At 37.9% G+C, this 16,118-nt stretch carries 15 protein-coding genes and 1 pseudogene; 7 read left to right on the forward strand and 9 right to left on the reverse strand.

The genetic code is table 11. The features are described 5' to 3' along the window. Nucleotides 1-20 precede the first annotated feature (20 nt). Both QFZ72_RS00130 and QFZ72_RS00135 read left to right on the forward strand, forming a co-directional pair. Nucleotides 21-1,484 (forward strand): glycoside hydrolase family 68 protein, encoded by a 1,464-nt coding sequence (locus tag QFZ72_RS00130; protein WP_307428004.1) that lies wholly within the window; start codon nucleotides 21-23, stop codon nucleotides 1,482-1,484. 73 nt (nucleotides 1,485-1,557) lie between these two features. Continuing rightward, complete coding sequence (locus QFZ72_RS00135) at nucleotides 1,558-3,129, forward strand: glycoside hydrolase family 32 protein (RefSeq protein WP_307428007.1); 1,572 nt, start codon at nucleotides 1,558-1,560, stop codon at nucleotides 3,127-3,129. Nucleotides 3,130-3,902: 773 nt separating this feature from the next. On the opposite strand, the gene QFZ72_RS00140 is transcribed toward QFZ72_RS00135, so the two are convergent. From QFZ72_RS00140 to QFZ72_RS00155, 5 genes and pseudogenes are all read right to left on the reverse strand, one after another. Further along, a complete protein-coding gene (locus QFZ72_RS00140; RefSeq protein ID WP_307428009.1) occupies nucleotides 3,903-4,100 on the reverse strand; it encodes a hypothetical protein in 198 nt (65 codons plus the stop codon). A gap of 479 nt (nucleotides 4,101-4,579) precedes the next feature. Further along, a complete protein-coding gene (locus tag QFZ72_RS00145) occupies nucleotides 4,580-5,287 on the reverse strand; it encodes a hypothetical protein (RefSeq protein WP_307428011.1) in 708 nt (235 codons plus the stop codon). Between the two features lie 143 nt (nucleotides 5,288-5,430). Then, a pseudogene (locus QFZ72_RS29360) lies at nucleotides 5,431-5,526 on the reverse strand (hypothetical protein); the annotation flags it as partial. 200 nt (nucleotides 5,527-5,726) lie between these two features. Further along, nucleotides 5,727-6,467: an SDR family oxidoreductase gene (locus QFZ72_RS00150; RefSeq protein ID WP_307428014.1), complete on the reverse strand. Its 741-nt coding sequence runs from the start codon at nucleotides 6,465-6,467 to the stop codon at nucleotides 5,727-5,729. A 58-nt stretch (nucleotides 6,468-6,525) separates the two neighbouring features. Next, nucleotides 6,526-6,855: a carboxymuconolactone decarboxylase family protein gene (locus QFZ72_RS00155; protein WP_307428017.1), complete on the reverse strand. Its 330-nt coding sequence runs from the start codon at nucleotides 6,853-6,855 to the stop codon at nucleotides 6,526-6,528. Nucleotides 6,856-7,049: 194 nt separating this feature from the next. On the opposite strand from QFZ72_RS00155, the gene QFZ72_RS00160 reads away from it, so the two are divergent. The 5 genes from QFZ72_RS00160 to QFZ72_RS00180 all read left to right on the forward strand — a co-directional run bounded on the left by QFZ72_RS00160 (nucleotide 7,050) and on the right by QFZ72_RS00180 (nucleotide 11,176). After that, nucleotides 7,050-7,595, forward strand: a complete 546-nt coding sequence (locus QFZ72_RS00160) for a TetR/AcrR family transcriptional regulator (RefSeq protein WP_307428020.1) — start codon at nucleotides 7,050-7,052, stop codon at nucleotides 7,593-7,595. Between the two features lie 330 nt (nucleotides 7,596-7,925). Beyond that, nucleotides 7,926-8,105: a hypothetical protein gene (locus QFZ72_RS00165; protein ID WP_307428023.1), complete on the forward strand. Its 180-nt coding sequence runs from the start codon at nucleotides 7,926-7,928 to the stop codon at nucleotides 8,103-8,105. A 27-nt stretch (nucleotides 8,106-8,132) separates the two neighbouring features. Further along, on the forward strand, nucleotides 8,133-8,555 hold the full coding sequence (locus QFZ72_RS00170; RefSeq protein WP_307428026.1) for a hypothetical protein: 423 nt from the start codon (nucleotides 8,133-8,135) through the stop codon (nucleotides 8,553-8,555). A 68-nt stretch (nucleotides 8,556-8,623) separates the two neighbouring features. Continuing rightward, nucleotides 8,624-10,507 (forward strand): pLS20_p028 family conjugation system transmembrane protein, encoded by a 1,884-nt coding sequence (locus tag QFZ72_RS00175; protein ID WP_307428029.1) that lies wholly within the window; start codon nucleotides 8,624-8,626, stop codon nucleotides 10,505-10,507. A gap of 420 nt (nucleotides 10,508-10,927) precedes the next feature. Beyond that, nucleotides 10,928-11,176 carry a hypothetical protein gene (locus tag QFZ72_RS00180; RefSeq protein WP_307428032.1) on the forward strand — a complete coding sequence of 83 codons (249 nt, stop codon included), beginning with the start codon at nucleotides 10,928-10,930 and terminating at the stop codon, nucleotides 11,174-11,176. A gap of 75 nt (nucleotides 11,177-11,251) precedes the next feature. Here the strand turns inward: QFZ72_RS00180 and QFZ72_RS00185 are convergent. The 4 genes from QFZ72_RS00185 to QFZ72_RS00200 form a co-directional block, all read right to left on the reverse strand. Continuing rightward, nucleotides 11,252-11,960 (reverse strand): IS6 family transposase gene (locus QFZ72_RS00185; protein ID WP_307428035.1). Its coding sequence is split into 2 segments (ribosomal slippage): nucleotides 11,252-11,677 and nucleotides 11,679-11,960, totalling 708 coding nucleotides; the frame shifts between segments, so codons are not numbered across the junction. A gap of 519 nt (nucleotides 11,961-12,479) precedes the next feature. Then, the gene (locus QFZ72_RS00190; RefSeq protein ID WP_307428037.1) at nucleotides 12,480-13,910 is read right to left on the reverse strand and encodes a sugar porter family MFS transporter; all 1,431 of its coding nucleotides are present in this window, start codon (nucleotides 13,908-13,910) and stop codon (nucleotides 12,480-12,482) included. A gap of 362 nt (nucleotides 13,911-14,272) precedes the next feature. Then, nucleotides 14,273-15,217, reverse strand: coding sequence for a sugar phosphate isomerase/epimerase family protein (locus tag QFZ72_RS00195; RefSeq protein ID WP_307428039.1), 945 nt, complete (start codon nucleotides 15,215-15,217; stop codon nucleotides 14,273-14,275). 26 nt (nucleotides 15,218-15,243) lie between these two features. Further along, nucleotides 15,244-16,032, reverse strand: a complete 789-nt coding sequence (locus tag QFZ72_RS00200) for an SDR family NAD(P)-dependent oxidoreductase (protein WP_307428042.1) — start codon at nucleotides 16,030-16,032, stop codon at nucleotides 15,244-15,246. Between the last annotated feature and the right edge of the window lie 86 nt (nucleotides 16,033-16,118).

Consider the following 16,118-nt stretch of genomic DNA (forward strand, 5'->3'; position numbering starts at 1 on the left):
TAAAACGAGGAGGAAGACTTATGAACTTTAGCAGGCTTGCCAAACAGGCAACAGTAGTAACACTCAGTACGGGCATTCTATTAAGCGGTACTGTTACCCAATCATTTGCGGCTCCAAAGGATCCGGCAGATTACAAAGAAACGTACGGTACTTCACAAATTACTCGTTCCGCTATGAAAGACATGATCAACCAGCACGGTGATGCAAGGTATACCATCCCTAAGTTTGACGAATCCACGATTAAAAACATCCCTTCTGCCAAAAAAGTAACCGAATCAGGCGAAACGATTGATATGGATGTGTGGGATACATGGCCATTGCAAAACGCTGATGGAACGGTTGCAGAATATAAAGGCTATCATATCGTTTTTGGATTAGCCGGAGATCCTAAAAATCCAAGTGACACGTTCATCTACTTGTTCTATAAACAAGTTGGCGACAACTCTCTTGACGCTTGGAAAAATGCCGGACGCGTATTCGATAACAACGACAAAAACGTTCCGAATGATCCATACTTAAAGCATCAAGCAGAAGAATGGTCTGGTTCTGCAACATTCACTGAAGACGGTGAAGTCCGCTTATTCTACACAAACCGCGAACCATTTACACCTGAATCAGGACATTACGGAAAACAAACGTTAACGACTGCACAAGTAAACCTATCGCAGCCTGACACAAAAACGCTGAAAATTGACGGCGTTGAGGATTACAAATCCATTTATGAAGGCAAAGACAGCAAGTACTATCAAACGGTAGACAAGTTTGTAGAGGACGGAGCTCCTTCTGATAATCATACATTCAGAGACCCTCACTACATTGAAGAAGACGGCCGCAAGTATCTTGTATTTGAAGCCAATACAGGCACTGAGTATGGCTACCAAGGGGAAGAGTCTCTTTACAACCAAGCCTACTACGGCAACAGCAATAAATTCTTCCAGGATGAAAAAAGCAAGCTTCTGAGCAGCGATAAGAAAGGGCTGGCTGAAGTTGCAAACGGCGCAATGGGAATTATTGAAATAAATGATGATTATACTCTTAAAAAAGAAATGAAGCCGCTGCTTGTATCAAACACGGTAACAGATGAAATTGAGCGTCCTAACATCTTCAAAAAGGACGGAAAATGGTATCTGTTTACAAGCTCACGCGGTTCAAAAATGACAATTGACGGCATTGATAATCAAGACATCTACTTGTTAGGTTATGTGGCCAACTCACTGACTGGCCCATATAAGCCGTTAAATAAAACGGGCATGGTGCTGCATCAGGACCTTGATCCATACGATATCACATGGAACTATGCTCACTATGCCATTCCTCAAGAAGGCAGTGACAATACCGTTGTTACAAGCTATATGACGAACAGAGGGTACTTTGAAGACCACAAATCAACGTTTGCTCCAAGCTTTAAGCTGAACATCAAAGGAGACAAAACATCGGTCGTTAAAAACAGCATTCTTGAACAAGGTCAAATTACAGAAAAGTAAGAGCCAAAGAAAAAAAGAGAAAGAAAATGTCACTCGGCATTTTCTTTTTCTATTTTAAAAAGTGGTGAATTTAATGAGCAAAAAACGAGTTTTCAAGAAAAGCTACAAGATTGCCGGTATCATTATCATTGGATTGTGGATGGTGATCAGCACCGGCTTATTAATTCAAACATTCTTTAAAACAAAAGAAGTTCCGCCAGAAGAAAAAGAAGAGCACTCCTACCGTGCAGACTATCATTTTACGGCTCCTGATCACTGGAAAAACGATCCGCAGAAGCCTGTTTACTATGAAGGAACGTATCATTATTACTACCTGTATAACGGGGACTATCCGGATGGCAACGGAACAGAGTGGCGCCACGCCACCTCAAAAGACCTTGTGCACTGGAAAGACGAAGGCGTCGCCATCCCAAAATACACGAATGAAAACGGAGATCCATGGTCTGGATCTGTTGTCATAGATAAAGAAAACACGGCCGGGTTCGGAAAAGACGCTTTTATCGCCGTCGTAACCCAGCCATCAAAAAACGGCCAGAAGCAGGAACAGTTCCTCTGGTACAGTACAGATAAAGGCAAGACGTTTAAGACATACAGCGAAGAACCAGTCATGAAGAACCCAGGCCCAAAGGATTTCAGAGATCCAAAAATCATCTGGGATGACACTCATCGTAAATGGATTATGACCATGGCAGAAGGCAGCAAAATCGGTTTTTATGAGTCTGATAACTTGAAAGACTGGCGCTACACAAGCAGCTTTTCCACCGAAAACCTCGGTGTGCTCGAATGCCCGGATCTCTACCGGATGCGCACCGATGACGGCACTGAAAAGTGGGTACTGGGCTTCAGCGCAAACGGAAAAGCTGCAGGCAAGCCAAACACGTATGCCTACTGGGTCGGAACATTTAACGGAACAGAGTTTATCCCGGATCAGCAAGAAGCGCAATGGTTAGACTATGGCTTCGATTGGTATGGAGGAGTAACATTCGAAGATGGTCAGGAGAGAGATAAATTAGACAAACGCTATGGTCTTGCCTGGATGAATAACTGGGCCTATGCCGACAATGCGCCGACAATGGAAGAAGGCTTCAATGGCTTGGATTCCATCGTCCGTGAAATCGAACTGAAGCACGAAGGAGAAAATCAGTATTATCTTTCTTCACAGCCCATAGAAGCATTAGATGAATTGTCAAAAGTATCGAATGCTTATGACCAAATCAAAGTGAATGGCTCGAAAACACTTGAATTGAAGGCAGATGCCTATCAATTGGAGGCAGACATTTCATGGTCCGATCTTCAGCATGCAGGCTTTAGGCTGAGAGAATCAGCAGACAAGAAACGGCACGTTGACGTCGGGATATCATCAGAAGGAAATTACTCGTTTGTTAATCGGTCATTTACAGAGCATCCTGATAAATCAAATCAGTTCGTTGAAAGTATTGCACCTTTTGATGCTTATAAGAAGAAGGTTCATTTAAAGATTCTCGTTGATAAAACTAGCATTGAAGTTTTTGTGGATGATGGAAAGGTTGCTCATTCAAGTTTGGTATTCCCTCAACCTGATGATAATGGGATTACTCTCTTTTCTGAAGGCGGGAAAGCAGTTTTTGAGAATGTGAGGGTTAAGCATTTTGATTCGATCAATTGAACACCTCATCTGCAAAGAAATAATTCATTTTGCATTTTAAAAAAATAACAGAAAATAAAAAAGCGTCAAACCCTTGCAAATCAAGGTTTGACGCTTTTTTTAGGAGATGATATTACATCCTAAAGTTCTTCCCTTAAAAGAGATATTTCTTAAGAAACAATGGATAGAGTTGAATTATATAGTATGTCTACTTTCTTATCAGCAAAACTAATGGCTATTTGAAGCTTCTAATTCTGTCGATATCTACTCAGAATTTGTAGATATTTCCCGGGAATTAGTGAAATTTGAAAAATAGTGAATCTGGAATATTCAGACCAAAGGATTTTTCTGCTTTATATTTAGTTACCTTAGGTTTAAAAAGATCTCTTTTAATTGATTGGGATTAAATTTTGACATTTATCATGTATCGCTCTTTATTTCATTGGTTGCTTCTAATCTTTCTGTTTATACACACGGTTTCTAGCTTTACCGTCTAAGGGCTTGTCCATATCGCGTAACGCTATAAGCGCTTCGATGGCAGATTGGTAATAATATGCCATTCGCCATTAAAAACTCATAAAGGATCTGGGGGTTTATTTGGAAGTTGTATCGCCCAGCGATACGAAACATAAAAAAAGAACTTATCAATCCCTTTTTTGAGGAACACTATTAAGGACATGATGATCTTACTGAAGTCGGGAAACTTTTGTTTTAAACTGTGACATATCGTTTATCAGTTGAACGTTCATTTCACGCTAGCTGCGAGTTCATGAGTTAAAACATTAAGATCTCTTTTAATTGATTGGGATTAAATTATCATATGTATCATGTATCGCAATATCTGTTTCATTGATTCCTTCTAATCTTTCTTTTTGTTGATACACAAGGTCTTCACCTGTATCGTCTAGGGGCTTGTCCATATCGCATAACGCTATAAGTGTTTCGATGTCGGATTGAACAGATACGCCAATCACCATCTTTTTATTACTCATATCCACTTCTCTCTAAGTTTTGACCATACTTTAGAAAAAGGGTGTCACGTTCCAACTTCTTACACTTATTTGAAAGAAAATGCGTCTATACAGATGTATATCATGTTGCATATCGAACGCATTTCTATTAAATATTAAGATTTTGAATGTAATTATAAGTTATATCGCAAAGCGATACGAAACCAAAAAAAGAGCCGATCAGCCTCTTTCTGGAGCAACTCTATTAAGGAAGACTCTTGTTTTTGAATGAGGTTTTCAACCGCCTCAACTCCCATTTTAACGAGCATGCTTTTTTACTTGCTTCAAGTTGTGTATTTTGTTTGGATGCATATCGCTTAAACAAATCTCCAATGAATTTTAATTGTGCCTTCGTTCCAAATCCTGTTAAGTGTTAAATGATGATTTATCAAATGTTGCTACATCAAAAATTTGCTTCCGCAAATCTTTACACAGTTAATCAAAAAACCTTAACAGGCATCTTATTTTCGGAATATGGAGAAAAGCCACTCCCATTTTTCTTGAGGTTTTTGTATCGCTTCTTCTAAACGTTTATTAAAGTCATTTTGTGAACTCCATTCTTTTTTCTGTTCGTCCCTCATATTTTGTATTTCTTTTTGTAAGAGTTCACTTTTTTGTTTTTCTTGCTGCAGCAATGTTTCGTAATGGGTATTTTGTTGTTCAGTTAATCTTTCAATTTTAACATTCGTTTTATGCGCTGAATTTCCAATACTTGAACTTATAACATGATGATCTTGCTGAAGTTGGGAAACCTTTGTTTTAAGCTGTGACATATCGTTTGTCAGTTGGACATTCATTTCACGTGTAGCTGCGAGTTCATTAGCTAAAAACATTAAGACCTCTTTTAATTGATTGGGGTCATGGGGTAAATTTTCATATGTATCGGGTATCGCAATCTCTGTTTCATTGGATCCTTCTAATCTTTCTTTTTGTTGATACACAAGGTCTTTAGCTGTATCGTCTAGGGGCTTGTCCGTATCGCGTAACGCTATAAGCGCTCCGATGTCAGATTGTACAAAGATACGCCGTTCGCCATCTTTCAAAAACTCATATCCATTCCGCTCTAAGATTTGCCCATACTTACGGACAGTGGGAGTTGCAATCCCCACTTCTTCTGCCGCTTCCTTGGAAGAGAAAGCTCGTTCATTCGGTTGTATATCACGTCGCATATCGGACCTCCTTTTCTATTAAATATGAAGGTTTTTAAACTTATTTGCAAGTTATATCGGCCAGCGATACGAAACATAAAACCATCGAATTCAAATTATAACAATACATAATACCTCGTTTTGGTAAGGTACAAAAGCATATTGCCTTCTTCTACTGCAGCGCGAGTAGAGTTCAATGCATCTTCACTGTGTAGTTTGCGCTCTTGAAGTTTTACTTTATCGAACTCAGCAGTTGTTTCAAAGGATGCCAAGAGCTAATAGACTATTGAAAAAAGCCCAATTCCATAGTATTGGAATTGGGCTTTTTTACAGATTTTAACACATGTTAATTGCTGTAGCTTCTTTATCTTCTATCCATCCTCATATGCACTGCAATTAATCTAAACCAAGCACTGTATGCGGCACATACAGCTCTTCCAGGAGCGACATTTCTTCAGATTTAAAGCTCTTGATTTGTAGGACGAATAATCATCTCATTGATAGCCACATCAGATGGCTGTTCTATGGCAAAAACAATGTGCCGGGCAATGCTCTCAGCAGGAATCGCAATTTTGTAGAAATTATCAATTGCAGATTTAAGTTCTGAACCTGAAATCGTTTCTGGCAATTCAGTAGCAATAGCTCCCGGCGAGATGATGGTTGTACGAATATTATTAGCATACTCTTCTTTACGGAGACCTTCCGTAATGGCACGTACAGCAAATTTTGTTGCACTGTAAACCGAACCTGCAGGTCCTATTAAGTGTCCTGCTACTGAAGAAACATTAATAATATGGCCTTCTTTTCTTTCTCTCATAGAAGGAAGAACAGCCCCAATACCGTAAAGGACCCCCTTGATGTTCACATCGATCATCGTATCCCATTCCTTGATTTTTTTCTCATGCAGAGGTGATAGCGGCATTAGTCCTGCATTGTTGACCATGACATCAATTTTCCCAAACTCTTTAAGAGCATACTCAGCCAGCTCTTCCATTTGTTCATGTGACGTCACATCTGTTACTTTATAAATCGCTTTTCCGCCATTTCTTTCAATCTCTTCCTGCAGCTTGTGTAAACGATCTACACGCCGGGCTGCCAGTACCAGTTTAGCTCCTTTAGATGCAAGTTCTTTTGCAGCAGCTTCTCCAATCCCGCTGGAGGCACCTGTAATAATAACCACTTTATCTTGAATAGTAGACATACAATTTAACATCCTTTCATAATCGAATATTATTTTTTATTTTTCAATGCTATTCTTTTTATTTCTCTTTCGAAAACAATTCTTTTGCCACCATGATCGCAGACATTGCCTTTGGCCAGCCCGCATAAAAAGCAAGGTGAGTAATCACTTCGATAAGCTCCTCTTCTGTAAGACCATTTTCTTTTGCTTTATTTAAATGAAAGCCCAGCTGTTCTGTATTGCCTCCAGTGATTAAGTTAGCTACAGTAATCAGACTGCGGTCACGGGGAGAAAGCTCCTTGCGCTCCCATACATCTCCAAATAAAACGCCGTCGGTTAACTCTACAACTTTTGGTGCAAAGTCTCCGATCATTTTCTGTGCGGCAGTCAGCTCTTTTGAATGTGACATTTTATATCCTCCTTTTAGCATTCAGCCAAATTAGATGCGTGTTAAAAAATAATTATTGATACAATAATGAACACCTGTTTATAATTATAAACGACAACAGAATGCTTACAATTGTTAATTGAACGTGATTTGTTTATTAATGAACAAACCCCCTATATCTGTTAATTATCTTTTAGAAAGTTTGGTGACCAGCCATGTCAAAAGTGGATCGAAGAATAGCTAAAAGCCAACAAGCCATCAAAAAAGCGATTGTTGAGCTGATGTCTGAAAAGAGCTTTGATGAAATTACCATACAGGATATTTCCGACAGGGCAAATGTCAGCCGGGGAACTATCTATCTACATTATGTAGATAAATTTGACCTGCTGGATAAGCTGATAGAAGAACATATTAACGAACTGCGAAAAATGTGCGAATCGGCAGCAGAACTGGATTTTAGAGACGCGAATCTTCCCTGGTTCGAATATCTTGAAAGTCATTCTCTATTCTTTTCAACGATGTTAGCCAGTAAAGGAGCCCATTCTTTCCGCAGTCAGTTCGTAGCGTTTCTCATCGAAGAGTTCAAGGATGAAGTGGATATCACAAAAGGAAAAAATCACGGATTAAATGAAGGGATTATTCTTCAATTTATTGTGTCGTCTTACGTTGGGATCGTGGAATGGTGGTTCAAGAATGACATTCCGCATCCGCCTCATGTAATGGCAGAGCAAGTGGGGATTTTGTTAGAGAGGAATTTATGATAAGAGAATGATTTATAAGAATGAAAAAAAGCGTCAAACCCTGATAAATCAGGGTTTGACGCTTTTTTGAGGGCTAATAATTACATCATGCCGCCCATCTAAGAGGTGTTTTTTTGCTCTTATATGGGTTGGCAAAACCTTTGTATCAACTTGAGTTTTAAGAATGGAGATTGTATACGTTGGAATGAAAAATAAAAATTAGGTTAGCAAAAAAGTTAGCAACCCTGGAAGGTGACGTTATGAAAAAAATTCAAGGAAAAGCACCCCTTTACATAGAGAGCATTTTTTAAATCATTCAAACCCCTATTAATTTCAGAAGGAGAGATTATCATGAAAATGAAAAAAACCTTAAATCCAATTCAAACTGCGTTATTAAAGAAACACATAAATAAGTTTGAAGAAAAGGATGGTGTTTTAACTGAAGCTTTCACGATTGATGGTGATGCAGGCATGATTTTATACGGATATGTGTCTCCGAATAAAACTGTGAAAGGCGTGGTTTTTATATAGAACAATAAATACAAAGGAGTTTTGTAAATGAATTTAAAAAAGGTTTTTAGTGGCTGTCTTGTTTTATTGTTTGTGTTGGTTGTATCAGCTTGTGGGAGTGATGGTGTGAAAGGGAATGGAAAAACAACTGAATTGAGTCTAGAGGAAGCCAAGAAGTTTGAAAAAGGCTTTTTATATGTAAGGTCACCATTTGAGAGTAGAAAAGAAGAAGAGGATTTTAACATCAAGGAAATTGAACGTGTAGCTAAAGCTAATAACATGGATTTATATATTTATCATGCTAAAGAAGATACTTCAAAACTTGGCCTAAAACAGAATTCGTTAACTTTTGCTTTTTATCAAGATGGTGAAGTAAAAGAGAAATTAGATTTTATCGATCTCTCAGAAGATGATATTCCTTCTGAAGTAGAAACATTTGTTCAAAGTGTGCAGCAAGATTATTTGAAATAGGTTAACTTAAATAAACTAAGTTAACCATTGATATACGGGGATTTACAAGTTAACTAGGGGGAGATTGCATGGATGAAGAAGTAGCCAGGATACTTGAAAAATTCTCTGAATTTCTCGAAGTAACCAATCCAATCAGTTATATGCTTCGTTGGATAGGATGGGTCATTATAAAAGGGCTTGCATGGCTTGTTGATTCCCTATCAAACATAACGGATTCAATCCTGGGATTAAAAATGTTTTATGATAGTGTTGAAATTACAAGTTTTGTAGAATTCCTTATTCCTCTTTCTGCGACATTGATGGGGTTTTCGCTTCTCTACACAGGATATCAGCTCATTTTTCAAAAAAAGGTGGATCGCGAAGCCATTATAGTGAATGTGTTTATGATTATGTTTTTTTTCGCCTTGATACAAGAAGGTATGGAAAAAGCAAACCAATTCACAGATGAAGCTATTGATGCTCTTGATGTTGTTGAAGAAGGTTCAATTAGTCAAAAAGTTATTAAAGACAATATGACTGATCTTGCTCAATTTGATGTAACGGGTTGGAAAACAACTGAACTTAAACATCCAAACCGAATTCCAAAAGATCAAATTTTAAAAATTAATATCACACAATCTATTGATAAAGATTTTGAACTTGCAGGGGAAGAAATGACAGATACAGGGCGTGAGGTTTATTCTCATCGGTTGGAGTATAACGATCTAGGTAATGCCAAGAAAGTTAAATTAGATAATGGTTTCTTTACTGCCTTTAAAGAAAAGTATTATCGTTGGGACTGGAACTTTTGGACAATTGCGATCACTTTAGGTATAACGGCTTTTACTATGCTGACAATCGCTATAAAACTAGCAAAACTGTTCTTTGAATTAACATTCAACTATGTATTAGCAATCATTATAGCCCCTGCTGATATTCATTCAGGGCAAAAGACAAAGCAAATCCTTCAAAGTATCCTAAATATTTTTCTAGTGACAATTATGATTTTCCTATCAATGAAAATCTATCTAATTGGTACAGAGTTTATTACCGATAAATTGGATGGTGTCGCCTATTTAATTGCTTTATTTGCTTTCTCTCTTGCAGTAATTGATGGTCCCAATATCGTTGAACGGTTATTTGGTATTGATGCAGGACTGAAATCTAGCTGGGGAGCCGTAGCTGGTGGTTATGCTCTTGCAAAAGGTGTAACCGGTGCAACAAAGGGTACTGCAAATACTCTGAAAGGATTATCAAGTGAAGGTAAATCGGCTGCATTGAAGGGTGTAAGTGGTATTGCAGGAGTTGCAGGAATGGCACAAGGCCTTAGAGCAAAAGGACAGGACCAAACCACAGAACAGACTTCAAATGGTTCTGAAAGTGGTCATTCTGCAGATTTAAAGGCACAAGATCAAAATCAAGAAAAACAAAGTCCAAATGGTTCGGAAGGTCCCGGGGAAATTGAAACTGGAACGCAAGAAGTTGCTTCCTCAATTGAACAAGAAATGACACAACAACAACAAGAAGAAGGACAAACAGGAAAAGGGAAAGTAATAGGGTTGCATGATCAAATGGCTTTGAATGGTGTCTCCAGTAATGGAAAACCGAGTGCAGCAGCTGTAAACAGTCCACACTCAATTTCGTCTGGATCGCCAAACCAAATGAACAATGGCGATATACAAAAAAATGAGAAAATGTCGGGTGACTACGACAGTACCAGTCCTTCATCACCTTCATTTTCACAATCAAATTACCCTTCGGTTTCATCTGAAATGCAAGCAGAACCTAATATGGAAATATCACTAAAAGAAAAAAGAACTGATCGAGAAACTCGTCATGTTGGAAGCATAATTTCTGATAATGTGCAGAACAGTCAATCAGTAAAAACAGTTAAACGAACCTATCAAATTGGTCAAAACACAGGCGAAAGTTTAAGAAACAACATCGCTAAGTTTCGTCGAAAAAACCAATGAAAAAGTGAAATGAAAGAGAAGGTTTCCTTCTTTTTTTAATAACAATAAATAAAAGAGAGGGACGCGAAGGGGACATTGTAGGTTTTTGAAGGGGACATAAAGGGGACATTGGTCGAAAATAGGGGGACATAAAGGGGACATTGATTAACATTTAGTGATATCACTAAATAACTGTTTTTTAATTATCATTTAAGACCCACATCAGCCCACCAGAGAAAGATCAGGTATCCCACGTCAGCCCACCTATATCAATCAGGGGCCCCAAGTCAGCCCACCTGAAAGAAATTAACGATATCATATAAAACACTAGGCTTTGCCTAGGATATCACCCTTGGTGATATCAGTTTTTCCTTATGCTCTTTCTAACTCTAAGCCCCTTTAATCCGGATTTTGGTTTTTATCCAAAAGGAGAGATAAATGATGGATGTATTTTTAAGAAACATAGACCCAATCGCAGTAAAAAAATTTGATGAAATGGCAAAGAAAAAATCTATTTCAAGACAAGAACTTTTAAAAGCAGTCATTGAAAAATCAGCATATGAAAAGGAACAAAGTGAAAAAGACATGCGGATTGAAATGATTATTTCAAAAAACATTTTAGTCATGGGAAAAATGACAGAAGCTGTTGAAAGGCTTGAGAATTTAATGTACGAACTCATGGAAGAATAAACTTAGTATTATGGGTTCTGGTGCAAATATGACCTGTTAGAAACATAGAATCTCAATATCCTTTTCATCTATGAATTATGAGGCTACTCCAAATAACTTATGTATGAATTCAATCTCGCTTAGGACAGACTTCACCCCTTGTTGAAGTTGTCCTTTTTTCAGCATATGCATCACCTCCACTCCACAGATAATTTGTTTGGCTGTTCGAAACGTTTTTAATCCTAGCATAGAACGGACACGCTTCTTTATAAAGCGATGATCTTGCTCCACTATGTTATTCAAGTACTTCTGTTGTCTAAGTTGCATACCATCAGGTATGCTTTTCTCTTTTTTCAACTCTTCAATTGCTATAGGATAAGCCGGATTCTTATCGACCGTTATGACACGAGGCTTAGAAACATGAAAAGACCGCAAAGCTTTCTTGAAGAAGCGCTTTGCAGCCTTTTTGTCTCTTGTTTTACTGAGATAAAAATCAATCGTGTTTCCTTCGGAATCCACTGCTACGATACAGATACATCCATTGACCTTTTACTTTGATATACGTTTCATCGACTCTCCAGGAGTCATTTGTTGGCTTAAGATGACGCCGTACCCTTTCATCTAATTCCGGTCCATATTGATGAACCCAACGCATAATCGTTGTATGAGCCATCGATAAGCCGCGTTCTTCCATCATCTCCACTACATTACGAAAGCTCAAGTTGTACCGCAGGTACCATCTCACTGTTAACAAAATCATGTCAGGTTGATAATGTTTCCACTTGAATAAATTTTGCTTTTCCATACTGACCACGCACCTTTTTTAGAGTAATAGTATCAGTATGTCCAAGATTTAAAGATTAATTGTAATCGTCTTGAAGTTTTTGCACCAGAACCATCAGTATTATGTAAACTCGATATTAATCTTACAAAATCCAATAAAACCATTTGAAATTCTTGTACGAGTACACAAAGTTAAGTACATGGGACATGATTTAAGTACATAGAGTGTTAATCCACTCAAAACCCAAATTGATACTAATTACCTTGATAAACGATCGATAAGGGGTAGCTTCAGGAAAATGTGGATTTATACGTTAAGGAAATCCAAATAAAAAAAGCCTAGTTTCTCGTTCAACACTGAGAAATTAGGCTTTGGTTACTTCATAAAAGCGCCCGATTGTTGAAGATCGTTACTGAAATAAAGACATCCGTTAACCGGAGAAAAGATTTAGTTAAAATATTGTTGGACTTGAAATGGTATTATTTATTTGACTTTTTTAATAGCCTAAAACGTGTAAGCACTTTCAAAAAAATACTAAGCTTATTTTAGATGTGTCCCAGTTTGGGAGCCAACTGCTTTTAAATCTGCTTGAGTACCTTGATCAAAGGTACGGAAATAATGTTCGATTTCCTCAAGTGTAAGCCCTTTCGTTTCAGGTAAGTATTTCTTCATGAAGAAAATGGACATAACTCCTATAACTCCAAATGTAAGGAATGTTGAGGATAAGCCGATTTTCTCGAGTAATATTGGGAACATTAAGCCAATTACGAAATTGGTGATCCAAAGGAAAAACACGCTCGTACCCATACCAAGACCACGCAAACGCAGTGGGAAAATTTCAGAAAGTGTAACCCATAATACTGGCCCAATGGCACCTTGCATGAAAGCCAAAAATGTAACTGTTAAAGTAAGCATCACATATGGAAGTACAGCTGCCCCCTCAAGAATTTGTGAAAATGTCGCAATAAGGAGAAGCGCCGATGTTGTTCCTGTCAAACCAGTTAGCATCATTGGTCGACGGCCAACCCTACCAAGAAGCCAAATTCCAATTAAAGTTGCCAATACTGAAATGACCCCATTGGCGACGTTACCAATCAATGCAGCAGACGTTTGAAAGCCTGAATCTCTAAGAATTTCTGTACCATAGTACATAATCGAGTTAACACCTGTAGCTTGTGATACGATTGCCACACCAACCCCGATAAATACGATACGGCGCATCCAAGGAATAGTTAAATCTTTAAAAGTTGCTGTTTTCGTCTCTGTTTCCTCAGCTAAAGCAACCTCAATTTCCTTGAGCTCTAATTTAGCTTGTTTCTCATTACGAATCTTTTGGAGAACACGTAGTGCATCTTTATTTCTTCCCTTTGATACAAGCCAACGTGGGCTCTCTGGTACTTTAAGCATTCCAAAGAATAAGAAAATTGCCGGAAGTGATGCGATAAATAACATGAACCGCCAAACATGTGAATTGTCACCCAATGTGTTACCAAGAATCGCGTTGAAAACAAAGGCCAATAACTGTCCACCAACAATCATAAGTTCGTTCCACGTGACCATTCGTCCTCGACTTTCTGCAGTTGACATTTCTGCTAAATAGGTCGGAACCGTTACGGAAGCGCCACCTACAGCAAGCCCAAGAAGGAAACGAGAGATGACCATAACTGTAATGTTCGGAGCTAGTGTACATCCGATGGTAGCAAAGAAGAACAACACTGCTAGATATAAAATACTTTTTCGACGGCCAATAAAATCAGATATTTGACCACCAAAAATGGCACCTAGCGCGGCTCCCAAAAGAAGTGAACTCGTTATAATACCTTCTGTTAATGAGGTCAATCCTAGCTCTTCGGTCATAAAAGGTAACGCACCGTTGATTACACCTGTGTCGTACCCAAAGAGAAGCCCACCAAATGTCGAGACAAAGATAATGGTACTTAAGAACAATTTTTGATTTACCTGTTTACTCATACCTATTACCTACCCTTTCTTTTATAGATTCATTGTCTATCAAGACATATTGAAATCAGTAGATGAAAATTGAATAGTTATGTAACCAGATGGATTCCTGTTCAGTTTAAAGATTACACTCCAAAGGATAGAGCTATTAGAGTTTAAGTTCGATATTGGATTTTTCACCATTAACTTGAAGCTCCTGAACGATGGATTTGTTCTTCATTCTCTGCACTGGTTTCAGGTATATCTTCTTTGCGCCTTTCTATAGAGCTATCCACCAAAAGAATTCTTTCGATTTCTGTTATCCAACTGTTCTCTTCTATTCATACTATTTATTCAAGATTCAGGTTTTTAAAAGTCATCTATAATAAGAAGGATTAGTCAAAGTCTTTTGGTAATGCTTCCTTGAATACATTCGTTGATTTTTTTAATGCAGTAAGTGGATCCATTGTTAAATCCTCCATTTCGAGACTGACAGGCCCATCATAACCAACCATGCTAAGTACTGAAAAGAATTCCTTCCACCAACTAGTATCATGACCATGACCTAGTGCTACATAATTCCATGAACGGTCTGCAAAACGATCAATCGTTTTTGTATCAAGTACACCATCTGTATCAACGAATCCTTTTTCAATACGTGCGTCTTTAGCATGAACATGGTATATTGCTGATCCTAACTTTCTTAATGAGAGGATTGGGTTACCTCCCATCCAGAATAAATGACTTGGATCGAAGTTCATTCCAACCATTTCACCAATATGATTTCGTAGTTTAAATAGTGTTTCAGGGTTATAAACTAGTTGAGACCCATGGTTTTCCAAAGCAATTTTTTCAATACCGTGTTCTTTTGCTTGTTTTACGGTCTTTTCCCAATATGGGAGGGCTATTTCATTCCATTGCCAATCTAAAATTTCATTGTTGATTGGCGGCCAGCTTGTTGTGATCCAGTTAGGAGTCGTATCTCCTGGCCCGCCTCCAGGAAGACCTGACATCATATTGATCGCTTTCACCCCCAATAGTTCGGCTAGTCTAAATGTTTTTTCTACAACTATTTGGTGTTCTCGCCCCTCCTCGTTTGGAGCTAATTGGTTACCAGAACAATTCAGAACCTCAATTGAAAGTCCTCTAGATTCTAAAGCGCTTACAAACTTTTCGCGTTGAATTGAACTTTCTAGTAAACTATCTAAATCCACATGTGGTGCCTTAGACCAATTACCACAAGAAAATTCTAAGGTGTCATACCCTAAGGATACGGCTGTATCAGCCATTTCATCGATAGACATAAATCCTAAACAATCTGTTACCAAACTCATTCTCATAATAAAAAACTCCTTTCATTATTTCATTATATTAGTGTTTTTCCGCCAGCAATTGTCATTGAAGTACCAGTAATATAATTAGCTTTTTCACTACTTAAAAAAAGCATGAATTCAGCTACTTCCTCAGGACTTGCTAGTCTTCTCATTGGTACCTGACTTGTTAACATTTCTTCATATTCTTCAGGTGCTTTTCCTTCAATTACACTTCTTTTTTGGAATACCTCTTGTAGCATTTCAGTATCTACATATCCAGGACATACTGTGTTAACTGCAATCCCGTATTCTGCCAGTTCAAGAGCAAGCACTTGGGTTAAAGAATTAACTCCAGCTTTTGATGCACAATATGCACCGTTCCCAAGCTCTCCAATTTTTGAAGCCTGTGAGGAAATGGAGACTATTTTCCCATTTTCAACTTTGTTCTTTATCATATTTTTTGCAACAGCTTTACTGAGCAAATAAATAGATTTTAAGTTTACATTAAACACTCTATCCCATTCGTCTTCTTCTATATCCAAGATTAATCTTGATGTAGACATACCAGCACAGTTTGCTAGTACATCAACTTGTGTAAATTGGGATTCAATCTCATTCATTGCAGTATTAATCTCTTCCGATGAAGTCACATCTACAACAAGTGGTAAAACGGTTACTCCTAAGCTTGCTATTTCTTTTGCAGTAGCTTCAATATTTTTCTTATTTAAGTCAATAAGTACAAGATTAGCTCCTTGTTCCGCATATTTGACAGCCAACGCCTTTCCCATTCCTCTTGCTGCTCCTGTAACGATACAAGTTTTTCCTTTTAAATTTTTTTCCATCTCTATCATCCTTTCTAGGTACTATTTCAAATCTAGGTTTTGCATATTGCCTAAAAGTGTATAGAAGGTACATATTTTTGTATTGA

The sequence above is a fragment of the Bacillus sp. V2I10 genome (assembly GCF_030817055.1).
Taxonomy (GTDB): Bacteria; Bacillota; Bacilli; order Bacillales; family Bacillaceae; genus Bacillus_P.